Origin of the sequence: Streptomyces sp. NPDC005791, assembly GCF_042871485.1 — a bacterium.
Lineage (GTDB): Bacteria > Actinomycetota > Actinomycetes > Streptomycetales > Streptomycetaceae > Streptomyces.
Genome location: NZ_JBIAIP010000011.1, coordinates 142,860 through 157,568, shown reverse-complemented (window position 1 = coordinate 157,568; position 14,709 = coordinate 142,860). Strand labels below are relative to the sequence as shown.

Here is a 14,709-nt window from a genome sequence, read left to right as displayed (position 1 = left end):
CGGATCCGGTACCGGGTGCAACGCCCGGTGGGGTCCTCACGCAGTGAACTCGATACGGAAGGGGTCGTCCGTCACGAGGCGCTGGTACTTGCGGAGCGAGCCGAGCACTCCACCCGCCGAACTGTTGGCCCGCTGGGTGATGTGGAGTCGCAGGCAGGTCTCCGTGCCCGTGGCCGGACGGCTCGCCCAGGTCGCCGGGGCGGACCAGACACCGTTCACGACCTGCGGAGTCAACTCGGCGCACGCGTTACCGTCCTGGCCGCCTTCCCTCGTGCTGGCCATCGGGAACTCGTCGCAGCTGTCCGCCCCACGCGTCCCCGGGAACAGGTTGGTGAAGGGCGTGCAGGTCGCCGCGCGGTTGGTGTCCGCCTGAGCCTGATCGACCGCGTGAAGGATGTCGGTGCCCCGGCGCTTCATGATCTGCTCGTAGATGGGAACGACGATTCCGTACTTCTCGTGCGACCGGGAGTAGCTGAGCACCGGAAGGTCGTCGGTCGGAATGACGCAGCCGCGCAGCCTGGGCTGTTCCTTGTCGCAGCGGATCTTGCCGGCGGCGGGGCTCGACCAGGAGGCGCTGGTGTCGATCGCAGTGGCGCCCGGCATCGTCACGTACAGCTTGTAGCCGGTCTGGAACGAGGAACGGGTGGTGTTCGCCGCGAAGGCGTCCCCGGTGTACTTGGTGCTCCCGCTGTTCTCCTGGCCGACTGTGAGGGGGGTGTTGCTGTACCACGGCTGCTTCAGCAGAGTCGTACACCCGGCACCGCAGCTCACCTGCATCTTCAACAGGAGACTCTTCACGTCTCCGGTGACCTTGACCAGCTTGGCGGTGATCGTCTCCTTGAGCTCCAGCGACTTGTAGGAGGTGGCGAGTGTGGAGTTGACCTCTATGAGGCCGGTGCCGATGGGCTTGCCGTTCGCGTCGTAGAGCGTGTAGGTGACCTCTGCGCCGCGCAGACACATGCCGCCGGTGCGGCTCCAAGCCCAGTGCCCCGGCTCGGACAGCACGCACGAGGGCGGTGGCGGCTCGGCATCGTCGGCGTCCGGTTCGAACTCCGTGCTGGTGCCGTCACCGGCCGCATCGTCGGCAGAGAGGGCGGCGGCAGTCGCCTTGACGGCCGGGGCGGACAGGGCAGCCGTCTTGGCGGCCGCCGCACCCGCCTCACCCGGAGCGTCGTCGACGCTCACACACGCGGTGACGGCTTTCGCCGCCCCGCGGGCTCCGGCTGGAAGTGGGGAGCAGGAGTCCTCGGCTGTGAAAGCGGTACTTTGCAAGGCCGCTGCGACAACGGCGCCCGCAGTCTCGTTCACGGCCCCCGTGGATGTCGTACGGGCCGGTGCCGCCTGGCCGACGGTGGTGCCGGTCGCGGTAAGGGCCACCGCGAGGAGGGTGGGCAGGGCCCATTTGATGCGCAGTGAGGTCATGGCTTCTCTCTGGTGCAGGTTGGGAGGGGAACAGGGCCCGTCACAGTCCACGAACATGTCGCGCCGGACGGTGTCGGCGAGTGCCCTGCGTCCTGATCGTCAAGGGGCATGCACCATCGGGGATCCTGTGAGTTTCTACTCAGACTCAGAAGATCGACGACAGCGCCTTGGTGACCGGAGACACCAGGTCCTCACCCACGTCAGTGATCTTGTCGACCACGGGCTTGATGACCTTGCCGCCCAGTGCCTTGTCCGCCGCGCCGAGCCACTTGGACTGGCCGAAGGTGACCAGGCTCAGGCCGGTGCCGACGGCGGAACCGATGAACTCGCTGCTCGAGAAGCCGTGTTCGATACCGGTGAAGAGGGTACCGAGAGCGCCTGCACCCATCGAGATCCCGGCCAGGACTCCTGCGGCCGCGGCAGCCGGGGGGAAGACGAAGGCGGCGAGAGCGCAGCCCGCGGCCAGGAACCCGGCGCCGACGCTGATGGCGTTGAAGGCATCGGCGTAGAACTCGGCGTCGTTCCACCACTCGTCGGCGTCGGGGCTGGTGCCGTTGGGGTTGACCTGGTCGTTGGTGCCCTTTCCAGCAGGGTCGGTGTTGGCCTCCCGCTCCTTGCGCGCCTTCTCGGCAGCGGCCGCAGCGGCGGCCCTCCTCTCGGCTTCGCGCTTGGCCGCGACGATCTGCTTCGCCTCATTGGCCGCGGCCGCGGCAGTGTTGGCGTCCTTTCCGGCGGCCAGGGCGGAAGCGCGAGCACTGGCGGCCGAAGCCTGGGCGCTGTACGACGACTTGAGGGCGGAGCGGGCGGAGTCCATCGCCTTGTTCGCCGAGTAGTTCGCCGAGCGGGCGGCGCTGCGGGCGGTCGAGGCCGCGGCGCTCGCCTTGTTCGCGGATGCCTGGGCGGCGGCCGCGGACTTGTCGGCGGCGTCGGCGTTGTCGCGGGCCTGAGCAGCGTAGTCGTCGGCCCTTTCGGCCGCGGCGATGGCTTTGTCCGCCCATTCCTTCGCCTTGTCGGCGGCGTTACGGGCGTCGGCGGCAACCTTCGACGCGAGCGCGGCGTTCTCCTGCGCCTTCTCGGCGATCTTCGCCGCTGCCGCGATGGCTCCGCGGACTGCGGCAACATGCGTGGCGGTGTCGTGGTCGAGCTGTGCCGTCCGGTACTGCACCACGGTGACGAAGTTGCGGCGCATCCAGGTGGGCCCCTCCAGCGCCACCTCGGCGTACGCCTTGGTGTAAGCGCCTCCCGTGGTGAGGAGCGAGGACGTGAGGACTGCGTCGTCCTCCCGAACCGCCCGGGGGTAGTCCTCGTCGAAGAATTTGTTGAGCGACTCGGTGGTGTTCTCGTCGAGCGCCTTGTTGGCCACGACAGTGACCGCCCGGCCGGGCTTCGAAGAGAGGATGACGCTGATCGCCACCCGCAGGTCCTCGTCAGAGGCCCGCTTCATGCCACTGGTGAGGAAGTCGCCCACCGCCTTGGAGTCGGAACTCTCCAGCGCGGCCTGGGCAGCCTCGGCAACCGCAGGACCAGCGATCGTCGCCACGTGGAGTGCGGATTCCCTGTCGTCCTGGGTCTGCGCGAGCAACCGGTCGAGGTCGATCCACGCGTGTACGTCGTTGTCATTGCCGGCGAGCGCGTACTGGGCGGCCTGCCTGGTCCAGGCGCCCCATGAGTCGAGCAAGGCGATCGCCGCCTTACGGCCCAGAGTCGCGGCGGCGTCCATGTTGCCGGAGTACAGAGCCTGCTCCGCATCGGCGATCAGGTCCTTGGTCGCCTGGGCGGTCTGCTGCGCCTGGGTGCGTTTGCCCTGGTACTCGACCAATTCCTCGGCCTCGATCTCCGCGAGCAGCTGGGCCTCCTCCATGGCCTGGAGCTTGTCCTGCTGGAGGCGCTCCGCCTCGGCATTCCGTGCGTTCTGCTCCACGGCCAGGGCGTCCGAGACGGCCTTGGTCGCGGTGTTCGCGGCCTTGACGGCTTCCGCCGCATGCGCGGTCGACTTGTTGGCGAAGTCGACAGCCTGGCCCGCGTACTTCACGGCCTCCTCGGCCGCGGCCGCCGCCTTCTCGGCGTGGCCGGCTGCTGACTCGGCAGCGTCACGGGCCGCACCGGCAGCAGTAGCGGCGGCGTTGGCGAGAGCCTGGGCGGTGGAGGCGGCATTGGTGGCACGGTTCGCGGCGCTGGACGCGATCGCCGCCTGGCGCTTGGCCTCGGCGGCCTCCGCCTGTGCCACCCCGGCGGCGTTCCCGGCCTGGGTCGCGGCGGTGGCCGCAGCGGCCGAGTTGCGCGCGGCACCGGCCGCGGCGGCACCTGCCTGGGCGGCCGCCTTTCCCGCGGTGGCGGCCTGATCGGCGGCCTTCGCCGCGGTACGTGCCTTGGCGGCGGCGTTACGGGCAGCGACTGCGGCGTCCTTGGCAACGCTTGCCTTGGTGGCGTCCTTGGAGGCGCCGATCGCAGCGTGGTAGGCACGAACCGCAGCGTTGCCGGCGTTCGCGGCTGCCTGGGAGGCGCCGGTGGCCGCCCAGGACGCGCGGCGGGACGCTGATACGGCAGCGTTCGAGGCGTTGATGGCGTTACGCGCGGCATCCGCCGCGCCTCGCGCCGCCTCTGCTGCCTTGCGAGCTGCCGCCCCGGACCGCTGCACATCCTCCTTGGCTTCGGCCGCCTCGGACGCGGCCTTCAACGCTGCGCCCATCGCCTTCTCGGCGGCCGTCTCGGCCCGCTTCGAGGCTTCTACGGCCAGATCGGTCTGCCGCTGGGCGCGTTTGCCCTCCTGCTCGACGACAGCGACCAGTTCCTGAATGGTCGTCGACTCCTGGTCACGGGCACGGGCTATGTGCTGGCCGGTCTCGATGAACCACTCCACGTCGGCCGCGGTGCCACTGAGCGCACGATCCGCATACTTCCTCACCTCCGGGCCGGCGCTCGTCAGCATCGAGGAGACCTCGACCTGGGCGTCCTCCAGTCGGGCGCTGTACTGGGTGTCGGTGAGGAAGCCGACCAGAGCCGACTCGTTCGCGATGTCCAGTGCGGCGGTAGCTTCTCGCTTGACCGCCCGGCCGCCGGTGGTCGCCACCGTGGAGGTCGCCACGCTCAGGTCCTCCAGGACAGCGGCCTTGAAGCCGTCCGTGAGGAACGCGGCAATGGCGGCGTCGCCTTCGTCCAGGGCGGAGACCGCCTCGCGACGCAGCCCCTTGCCCGCGCGGTCGAGGCTGCTGGCGATGGCGACGCGGTTGTCCTCGACAGTCAGCCTGGGCAGCTTTTCATTCAGAAAAGCCTGAATCTCGCTGTCAGCGCCGAACAGGGCCTGCCCAGCGGCTGCCTTGACAGCTCTGCCACCGGTCAGCCGAGCCTTGACCACTCTCGCCCGTTCGGTGTCAGGCAGCGGGAAGGGGTCGACCGTCACGCCCTCCGCTGCGGTGGCACGCATCGGAATGAGCGCTGTGGGAGTGACTGCGGCGGCGGTGACAGCCGTCAGCGTGCCGAGCACACGGCGTCGGCTCCAGAACGTTGTCTGCATAGGAAAGTTGCCCTCGCATGAGTAGTGGGTGAGGAATGCCGGATTCCTGCCAACAGGAGACGACTTGAAATTTTTTGGGTTTGCCACCGGACAGCGGCGACCTTATCAACTTCGTTCATACGGAGCCCATATGAGCAATCAAAATTCCTCTCCCATTACAGGAATGGAATCTTGATCAAACTGACACCGCCTCAGGTACAACCTTTCGCGGGTTGGCGGAAGCCACGGCAACTGCGGCCCCATTGCCCTCGTTTGGGCGGGATCATGATGGTGGACCGTGCCCGGGATCCGTGCTGTCATGGCGGCGATGATGTGAACAACCGGTGGTTCGTGTTACCTCGCCCTCGTCCGGCGGGGTGACTGAATCGCCCTCCCGGAGAAGCGGGTTGCACTTTCGGAGGGCCTGATGTGCGGGGGAAGCAGCGACGGGCCGATTTCGCATGTCTTCGCGACCGGTCGGAGACTTCGACCCCGATGGCGGGTCCCCCTAATCGACGATGAACCGAGGGAAGACATGAAGAAATCGAAGAAGGCCACGGTGGCACGCAGGCGCATTTTCACTACGGCACGTACTGCGGGAATCGCTGCCGTAGCCGCCACGGTCTGGCTGACGACGGCATACGGGGGGAGTTCCGGTGCCTCCCCTCAGGGCTCGCCCGACACCGCGCTCGTCGCGGATGAAATGCCCGGCTATGCCGTTGAGGATTTCAACTATCCCCAGGCCGACAAGATCTTGGCGGAGAGAAACATCATCCTGAAGCGCGGGGACGGTCACATCACGCTGGCCGACTGCGTCTCGGGCACCGGTCTCCTGGAGATCATGGCCCGCGACAGGACGGACAAGGTGTGCTTCAAAGTCACGGGTAACTCCGGTTGGTTGACGTTGGAACTGCCTGCGGTCCACACCATCAGGGGCAACGACTACACGACCACCGTGGATATGACGGTCGGCACCGAGGAGAAGTCGTACGACATCGCCAAGAACACCTGGACGTCGGTGGGCGAGTCGGCGGACCCGGATCGCCGCGACCACACGCTCGTGGAAATCAGGACGTCCAAGTAGTTCCAGGTTCGCCCGGTTGAGCCTCTTCCGATCGCAGGTCGTGGCGTGGTGATGGACGAGGACGGCCTTCATGTGTCGGTGATCCGGTAGGTGCCGCGCGGAGTTCCCGTGGCGGCACCGGCCCTTCAGGGCGGCATGGCCTGCCGGACGAGGCCCTGGACCCCGGCCTGGGTGCCTTGGTACGCGGCCTCGCGTCCGTGGCGGGAGGCCGTCGCGATTTTGATACCGAGCCCGCGGTGAGCCGGGAATACGTAGGTGGGCCGAGGTCGGCAGGGCCTGACGGTGTGCCGGCCGGCGACGCCACCGCGCCCGAAGCCTTGCCGTCTGGCAGCGAGTTTGTGGCGCAGGCAGCGCATGGGGTGACTGGCCGGAAAGCGCTCACTGTCGACTACACGGAAGTAGGGGCCTTCATTGCCCAGGGACACGCGCGGCCCCGTATGTGACATGGCCGACGAACAAGGTGCGTTCACACGCTCGTAATGCCGCCCCGCCCTCTACATGGTCAATTCCCCCTAGCAGGAAGTCGAACGAACAACGTGCACATCAGACCTCCCCACCGAGCCCGGGCCGTAGCGTTGCTGGCAGCCACGGCCGCGGCCGGTGCACTCACCCTCACCACCCCGGCGCAGGCCGTCATCGGTGACGCGGTCGCCGACGGCACCTACGCCTTCACCGCGCAGATCCAGATCGGCGCAGGCGAGACCAGCCGTGCCTGCACCGGCTCCCTCGTCGACGCACAGTACGTCCTCACCGCCAGCAGCTGCTTCGCGGCCGCCGGGCAGCCCGCCTTCCCGGTACCCGCCGGCGCACCGGCCGAGAAGGCCACGGCGACCATCGGGCATACGGACCTGACCGGCACCGCCGGCAAGGTCGTCGAGATCACCGAGCTGGTGCCCCGGGCGGACCGCGACCTGGTGATGGCCAAGCTCGCCACCCCGGTCACCGACATCGCCCCGGTCCTCCTGGCCGCCACCCCGCCCACAGCCGGTGAGACGCTGCAGGCCGTGGGCTACGGCCGCACCAAGGACACCTGGGTGCCCGACCGTCTGCACGCCGGCGCCTTCACCGTGACGCAGGCCGATGCCACCACCGTCGCCCTCACCCGGGACGGCGGCAGCATCTGCAAGGGCGACGCCGGCGGTCCCGCGCTGCGCGAGACCGGCGACAAGGTCGAACTCGTCGCCGTACACAGCGCGTCCTGGCAGGCCGGCTGCCTCGGCTCCGAGGAGACCCGCACCGGCGCGGTGGAAACCCGCCTCGACGACATCACCACCTGGGTCCAGCAGGTCCGCGCCCTCCCCGACGAGTCCCAGGTGGCCTCAGGTGACTTCAACGCGGACGGCAAGGAGGACATCGCCGCGTTCTACGACAACGGCACCTCCCCGGAGGGCAAGAACCGGTCCTCGCTGTTCGCCTTCTACAGCACCGGCACCGGCTTCGCCGCCCCCAAGAACGTATGGAGCACGCCCGGCGGCTTCACCTGGAGCAAGAGCAAGCTGACCGCGGGTGACTACGACGGTGACGGCAAGGACGACGTCGCCGTCTTCTACGACACCGGATCCTCCGACACCGGCGCCATCTCCTCGCTCTACACCTTCACCAGCACCGGCACCGGCTTCAAGGCCCCGCGCAAGACGTGGACCACCACCGGCGGCTTCAACTGGGACGTCAGCAAGGTGACCTCCGGGGACTACAACGGTGACGGCAAGGACGACGTCGCCGTCTTCTACGACAACGGGTCCTCCGACACCGGCAGGGTCTCCTCGCTCTACACCTTCACCAGCGACGGCACCAACTTCACTGCCCGCAGGACCTGGACCACCCCGGGCGGCTTCACCTGGTCCGCCGGCCAGGTCACATCGGGCGACTACAACAAGGACGGCAAGGACGACGTCGCCGTCCTCTACAACGGAGGCAAGTCCGCCGACGGCAAGTTCATCTCGTCGCTCTACACCTTCACCAGCGACGGCACGAACTTCACCGGGCCCCGCAAGTCCTGGACCAGCAGCGGATCCTTCAACTGGAACGCCAGCAAGCTGACCTCCGGCGACTACAGCGGAGACGGCCGGGCCGACATCGGCATCCTCTACAACCGCGGCACCACGGCCGAGGGCGTCCACCAGTCCGCGCTCTTCACCCTCACCAGCGACGGCACCGACTTCGCCGCCCCCCGCGAGGCATGGGCGAGCACCGGGTCCTTCAGCTGGGCCGCCAGCCAGCCCGTCACCGGCGACTTCAACAAGGACGGCAAGGACGACATAGGCGCCCTCTACCGCTCCGGCACGACCCCCGACGGCCGCCGCATCGACTCCCTCTTCAGCTTCACCAGCACCGGGACCGATTTCAAGGCACCCGTCAAGCAGTGGGCCGGCAGCGTCATCTGACGCTCTGCACACAGGCCGGTGCCCCGGGCCCGCCACGGGCCCGGGGCACCGACGTGTTCGTCACAAGTGACATCTGACCACCCCTCGCTTGAGGCCCCTCAAGGAGTCAACGTGTCCCTCAGAACCACCCGCGGTGTGCGGGCCGTCTCGCTGCTGGCCGCCACCGCCGCGGTCGGCTCCCTCACCCTCGCCTCCCCGGCCCAGGCCCTCATCGGTGACGTGGCCGCCGGCAACACCTACACCTTCACCGCGAAGATCCAGATCGGCGCAGGCGACACCAGCCGTGCCTGCACGGGAACCCTCATCAACAACCAGTGGATGCTCACCGCGGCCAGCTGCTTCGCCGACGATCCGGCCCAGTCGGAGACCGTGACCGCGGGGGCCCCGAGGTTCAAGTCCGTCGCGACCATCGGCCGCACCGACCTCACCACCGCCGCGGGTCAGGTACGGGAGATCACCGAGCTGGTACCCCGCGAGGACCGGGACCTGGTCCTGGCCAGGCTCGCCACCCCCGTCTCCGGCCCCTCCTTCCTGCACCCGGCTGCCACCGCCCCCGCCGCGGGTGAAGTCCTGAAGGGTGCCGGTTACGGCCGGACCGACGACACCTGGGTCCCCGACTCCCTCCACACCGGAGACTTCACCGTCGGCGCGGTGGAAACCACAACCGTCGGCATCGACGGCACCCCTGTCTGCAAGGGCGACACCGGCGCACCGGTCTTCCGTGAGAAGGACGGCCGTCCCGAACTCGTCGCGATCGCCAGCAGGTCCTGGCAGGGCGGCTGCCTCGGGTCGGACGAGACCCGAACCGGTGCCGTGGCCAGCCGGGTGGACGACCTGCGGGCGTGGATCACCGAGAGCACTGCCTCCACGCTGAACGTGTGGAACCTGCAGATGCTCACCAAGACCTCCACCGGGCTGTACCACTCCATGCGTAACAGCAACGGCGACTGGACGTCCTTCGGCAACGTGCAGAACGCCGCCGGCACCATCGAGGACATCCAGTTCGCCGCCGACGCCGCCATCAAGGGCAAGAACTACGTCTTCGCCGTGGGCGGCAACGGACATCTCTACCAGGCCAACCGGCGCGTGACCGGCGGCTGGGCCGCCTTCCGCGACCTGACGGCCGAACTCGGCGACAAGCCCGGGCTCACCCGCATCGCTGTGACGTCCACCGGCACCGGTCTCGCCCTGATCGGCCTCGCCGACGGGCGCGTGTACCACGCCACCCAGGACGCCAGTGAAGTCTGGTCCAAGTGGGGTGATGTCACCGCCAAGCTCGGGGTCCTCGGCAATGCCACTCAGGTCACCGTCGCGCACACCTCCGGCGGCCAGACCCAGGTCGGCGTGGCCGCTGACGGCAAGGCCTACCACGGCATCCGCGAATCCGACGGGACGTGGAGCGACCGCTGGCGCGCTGTCAGCGCACTGGAGACCAAGCTGACCTCGGCGGTCAACGGCATGTCCTTCGCCGGTGTCGCGGGCGACCTCCAGATCGTGCTCACCAGTGTCACCGGCGAGAAGAAGCACGCCATCCGTAAGGCCGACGGGACCTGGAGCGGGTTCGGCGATCTCGGCGACGAACTCGGGCGGGACACGATCGTCGGTGTGGACGCCACCGCGGTCGACGGGGAACTCCAGGCAGCGGTCGTCACCACGGACGGGAAGATCAAGCACACCGTGCGCCACGCCGACGGCAAGTGGGACGCCACCGAAGTGGTCGTCGGTTACCCCGGCACCCCCGAAACCGTCGCGCTGACCGGCAGCACCAAGTAACCGCAGCGGTAGCTGCGTACCCGGTCCGGCTTCTGACGCAAGTCGAGGAACACACATGAACTCCAGACACTTCCGCACGGTGCGTGCCCTGGCGCTGCTGTCCGCCACAGCGGCAGCAGGCACGCTCACCCTCACCTCTCCCGCTCAGGCAGTCATCGGGGACCCGGTGACCAGCAACACCTACGCCTTCACCGCCGAAGTCGCGATCGGTGCCGGCGACGACAAGGAGCGCGCCTGCACGGGTGCTCTCGTCGCCCCCCGATGGATCCTCACCGCCGGCAGTTGCTTCACCGACGGCACCACCGGTCCCGTCGCGGGCAAGCCCACGGTGAAGAGCGTCGCCACCATCGGGCGCAACGACCGCACCTCCGGTGGGGGTCACGTCAGTGAGATCGTCGACCTGGTGCCACGGCCCGGGCGTGACCTGGTCATGGCCCGCCTCGCCACCCCCGCCGCCGGCATCACCCCCGTCACCATCGCCACCGAACCGGTGTCCACCGGCGAAACACTCACGGTTCCCGGCTACGGCCGCACCGCGACCGAATGGGTGCCCGACAAACTGCACACCTTCTCGTTCATCGTCGACGGCGCGACCGACACCGACCTGAACATCACCGGTGAGTCCGCCGAGGACGCGATCTGCAAGGGCGACGCCGGCGCGCCACTCCTCCGCGAGGCCGAAGGAAAGCTGGAACTCGTCGGAGTCAGCAGCCGCTCATGGCAAGGCGGCTGCTTCGGCGAGACCGAGACCCGCAACGGCGCGGTAGCCGCCCGCGCCGACAACACCGTCCTCGGCTCCCGCCTCTCCCCCGGCCGGCGCCTGCTCCCGGGCGACACCCTCGCCTCCGCATCCGCCGAACTCACCATGCAGGCCGACGGCAACCTGGTCATCCGGTCCAACGCGGGCAAGACCCTGTGGTCCACCGGCACCGCCGGCAACGCCGGCGCCACCGCCGTACTCGACACCACCGGAAACCTGACCGTCCGGAACGCCGCCGACACGGAAACCCTGTGGGAGGCGAAGACCTCCGCCCCCGGCGGCTCCGCCGTTCTGTACGACCGCGGCAATCTCGTCGTACTCGACGCGCAGGCGCAGTCCGTGTGGTCGAGCGGCACGGCCATCCGCCACGACTACAACGGCGACGGCCGCAGCGACATGGCCGCCTGGTACAACTACACCGACGGCCGCGACGCCGTCCACAGCTTCCTCGGCGACACCGACGGCGCCATCACCAAGCCCTTCACCTCCTACGATGTCGCGGACGGTGTCTGGGACACGAGGGCGATAAAGTACCTCACCGGCGACTTCGACGGCGACGGCCGCGGTGACATGGCCGTCCTCAAGGGCTACAGCGACACCAGCGTCAAGCTGTGGGTGGCCCTCGGCAGAAGCGACGGCGGCTTCGGCACCCCGTACACCGCCTGGAGTGCTCCGGCCGGCAGCTTCCACATCAGCTACATGACCCCCCAGGCCGGCGACTTCGACGGTGACGGCCGGGACGACATGGCCGTCTGGTACAACTACGCCGACGGAACCACCAGGCTCTGGACGTTCACCAGCACGGCCAAGGGCACTTTCGACGCGCCTTTCAGCTCCTGGTCCGCCCCCTCGGGCAGCTGGCTGCGCGCCCGCACCAAGTTCATCACCGGTGACTTCGACGGCGACGGCCGCGACGACCTGAGCGTCTTCTACGGCCAGGGGGACGACACCGTGAAGGCCTACGTCTTCCCGGCTGCTCCCGACGGCGGCTTCGCCGCTCCCGCCGCGTGGTGGCAGAGCCCGTCCCTGGACTGGAACCGCACCACCCCGCACGCGGGGGACTTCAACGGCGACGGCCGCGACGACGCGCTCGTCTGGTACGACTACACCGACGGCAGCGACAAGACCTCCACCATGCTGTCCGAGAACGTCGGCGGCAAGGACCGGTTCGGGTCCGCCAAGCTCACGCTCAACAGCCCTCCCGGCAACTTGGACGTCAGCCGCATGCAGTTCGTCACGGGCGACTACGACGGTGACGGCCGGGACGACCTCGCCACGCTCAACCACCAGGCTGACGGCACCGTGAAGATGTGGACCTGGACGGCCCGGGCCGACACCCTGTTCAACGGCGGCCTCGCGGGCTGGAGTGCCCCCGCCGGCAGCTGGGCCTTCGCCTCCGCCCGCTTCTTCACCACCTACACCAACTGACACAGAAGTGGCCCTCCGCGGCTGTTCCGGCATCGATCAGCTGCCGGAGCAGCCGCGCAGGCTGTGAACGAGGCGGATGTGCTCCGCCGGTTCGGGACGACGACGTCCCGCGAACACCCCGGGTCGCCGTGTCGCGGGCGAACGGCCGGCAGAAGGTACCCGCAAGCGCCCGAGTGGTCCCGGTGAGGGCGACTGGACGCGCCGGGGCGGCCCGGGGGATCCTCACCTGGCCGCTCGGCGCCCACAGGCCCAGTACTCTGCTCTCCAGATCGTCCGAGGGCGCGGCCGGTACGGCCCACCTCACGAACACGGACGACTCGTCGAGGGCACGTCGGCCCGGACGAACTCCCCGCACGCGAAGATGGTGACCACATGCCGGCCGGCCCGATATCCGCCCGCGACACGCGTGACCGGCTCCCCTCACTGACCGGCCTGCGCTTCTGGGCGGCGCTGGCGGTAGTCCTCTACCACCTGTCGAGGCAGACAGGAAAGCTGCCCTGGATCAGCGACCTGACCTGGTACGGACGCAGCGGGGTGACCTTCTTCTTCGTCCTGTCGGGCTTCGTGCTGGCGTGGACCTACGACGGGAAGTCCGTACCTCCCGCCGTCTTCTTCTGGAGGCGCTTCGCCAGGATCTGGCCCCTGCTGGCAGTGTCCGTCGTCGCCTCCGTCACGGTGTGGCGTCTCATGGGGACCGAGGTCTCCCTCCGGGGCGTCGTCGCCACGCTGGGTCTCGTCAACTCCTGGACGCCCGAGCGTCAGTACCTCGTGGGTGGCAATCCCGCCGCCTGGTCACTCAGTGACGAGGCCTGGTTCTATCTCCTGTTCCCGTTGCTGCTGATGCTGCCGCTGCTGCGCTCGGCCCGCGGAAGAACGTGGTGCGCCCTCGCGCTGTGCGTCGCGTCGGTGGCCGTCTGGGCTTCCGGAGTGCTGTTCGACGATCCGGCCATCCGGCTCTGGGCGCTCGACTACTTCCCTCCGACGCGCACCCTCCAGTTCGTCCTCGGTGTGGTCGTGGGCCTGGCGGTCAAGCGCGGATGGCGGCCACCGGTAGGCCTCCCTGTGGCAGTCGCACTCGTCCTGGCCGGTCATATGGCACTGATTCCCTGGTCGCAGGCGGTCCCGGACGGCTTCTGGTACAGCCCGTACAGTGCCTCGCACCTGCTGTCCGCACCGCTCTTCGCCCTTCTCGTGGCCGCGGCCGCCACGGCCGACCTCCAGGGCCGCAGGACGGGTCTGGGCGGCCCCTGGATGATCCGGCTCGGGCACTGGTCCTTCGCGTGGTACCTGTTCCACGAGATCGTGATCAGAGCGCTCGTCGGTCACCTGGGCCGACCGGACACCCAGGCCGCCACGCTGAAGCTCTGGCTGCTCGCACTGGGTATCAGTCTGGTCGTCGCGGCGATGGCCTACCAGTGGGTGGAGCACCCGCTGGAACGCCTGCTCCGTCGGGCAGGGCCGGGTGGCGGCGCCGCGGCGCCTCCTCGTCCGGGGAGGCCGGAGGCCGGGGCGCTGCAACCCACCGCGCCGAGTCAGGGCCCCTCGGCCTTCGAGAAATAAGTGCGTACGACGAAGGGTCCGGGTGGACACGCGACGTGTCCACCGGCAGGCGGCGTCCGACGGCCTCGTACACGTCACGGGGATCGGGTCCACGGCCTCCGCGCCGCAACTCGTATGCTCTCGACAAGTCCGCTCTTCGGAAGGTATGACACGTGAACTACAGGGTTCAGCCCACCGCACAGGTCGACGACAGCGCCGAGATCGGGGCCGGCAGCAGCGTGTGGGAGCTCGCCCAGATCCGTGAGGGGGCCAGGCTCGGCGAAGGTTGTGTGGTCGGCCGGGGCGCCTATGTGGGTACGGGCGTGCGGATCGGGGACAACGTCAAGCTGCAGAACTACGCCCTGGTGTACGAGCCGGCCGAGCTCGGCGACGGTGTCTTCGTCGGCCCCGCCGTGGTCCTCACCAACGACCACAACCCGCGCTCGGTCGACCCCCAGGGCAAGCAGAAGCGCGGCGGCGACTGGGAGGCCGTCGGGGTGAAGGTCGCGGAAGGCGCTTCTCTGGGCGCCCGCTCCGTCTGTGTCGCTCCCGTGCGGGTCGGACGCTGGGCGATGGTGGCGGCCGGCGCCGTCGTCACGAAGGACGTGCCGGACTTCGCACTGGTCGTCGGCGTACCGGCACGGCAGATCGGCTGGGTCGGCCGCAGCGGACAGCGCCTCACCGAGAAGACGGGCGAACCCGGGGTCTGGGCCTGCCCGCAGAGCGGTGAACTGTACGAGGAGCGGGACGGTGTTCTGACCGAACGCGCGGTCTGACACCCCGGGCGGCCGCCGTCCCCGCTCCTGCGACGAACGGCGGCCCCGGG

At 68.9% G+C, this 14,709-nt stretch carries 8 protein-coding genes; 6 read left to right on the top strand and 2 right to left on the bottom strand.

What is annotated here, in order from left to right; translation table 11 throughout:
• Window positions 1-36 precede the first annotated feature (36 nt).
• A complete protein-coding gene (locus tag ACFYSH_RS22355; RefSeq protein ID WP_388754669.1) occupies window positions 37-1,422 on the bottom strand; it encodes a hypothetical protein in 1,386 nt (461 codons plus the stop codon).
• Window positions 1,423-1,567: 145 nt separating this feature from the next.
• Window positions 1,568-4,936, bottom strand: a complete 3,369-nt coding sequence (locus ACFYSH_RS22350; protein WP_359472186.1) for an ALF repeat-containing protein — start codon at window positions 4,934-4,936, stop codon at window positions 1,568-1,570.
• 514 nt (window positions 4,937-5,450) lie between these two features.
• On the opposite strand from ACFYSH_RS22350, the gene ACFYSH_RS22345 reads away from it, so the two are divergent.
• The 6 genes from ACFYSH_RS22345 to ACFYSH_RS22320 all read left to right on the top strand — a co-directional run bounded on the left by ACFYSH_RS22345 (window position 5,451) and on the right by ACFYSH_RS22320 (window position 14,659).
• Window positions 5,451-5,999, top strand: a complete 549-nt coding sequence (locus tag ACFYSH_RS22345; protein WP_359472184.1) for a hypothetical protein — start codon at window positions 5,451-5,453, stop codon at window positions 5,997-5,999.
• A gap of 536 nt (window positions 6,000-6,535) precedes the next feature.
• Window positions 6,536-8,383, top strand: coding sequence for an FG-GAP-like repeat-containing protein (locus tag ACFYSH_RS22340; RefSeq protein WP_388754666.1), 1,848 nt, complete (start codon window positions 6,536-6,538; stop codon window positions 8,381-8,383).
• A 111-nt stretch (window positions 8,384-8,494) separates the two neighbouring features.
• Window positions 8,495-10,156: a trypsin-like serine protease gene (locus ACFYSH_RS22335; RefSeq protein WP_388754663.1), complete on the top strand. Its 1,662-nt coding sequence runs from the start codon at window positions 8,495-8,497 to the stop codon at window positions 10,154-10,156.
• Window positions 10,157-10,211: 55 nt separating this feature from the next.
• Complete coding sequence (locus ACFYSH_RS22330; RefSeq protein ID WP_388754660.1) at window positions 10,212-12,344, top strand: FG-GAP-like repeat-containing protein; 2,133 nt, start codon at window positions 10,212-10,214, stop codon at window positions 12,342-12,344.
• 372 nt (window positions 12,345-12,716) lie between these two features.
• Window positions 12,717-13,904 carry an acyltransferase gene (locus tag ACFYSH_RS22325; protein ID WP_359472175.1) on the top strand — a complete coding sequence of 396 codons (1,188 nt, stop codon included), beginning with the start codon at window positions 12,717-12,719 and terminating at the stop codon, window positions 13,902-13,904.
• A 152-nt stretch (window positions 13,905-14,056) separates the two neighbouring features.
• Entirely contained in the window at window positions 14,057-14,659 is a 603-nt protein-coding gene (locus ACFYSH_RS22320) for an acyltransferase (RefSeq protein WP_359472173.1), read from the top strand.
• Window positions 14,660-14,709 lie beyond the last annotated feature (50 nt).

Coding starts and splice junctions, on each gene's coding strand:
- ACFYSH_RS22355 (WP_388754669.1), bottom strand. CDS start 1,422: ATGACCTCACTGCGCATCAAATGGGCCCTGCCCACCCTCCTCGCGGTG.
- ACFYSH_RS22350 (WP_359472186.1), bottom strand. CDS start 4,936: ATGCAGACAACGTTCTGGAGCCGACGCCGTGTGCTCGGCACGCTGACG.
- ACFYSH_RS22345 (WP_359472184.1), top strand. CDS start 5,451: ATGAAGAAATCGAAGAAGGCCACGGTGGCACGCAGGCGCATTTTCACT.
- ACFYSH_RS22330 (WP_388754660.1), top strand. CDS start 10,212: ATGAACTCCAGACACTTCCGCACGGTGCGTGCCCTGGCGCTGCTGTCC.
- ACFYSH_RS22325 (WP_359472175.1), top strand. CDS start 12,717: ATGCCGGCCGGCCCGATATCCGCCCGCGACACGCGTGACCGGCTCCCC.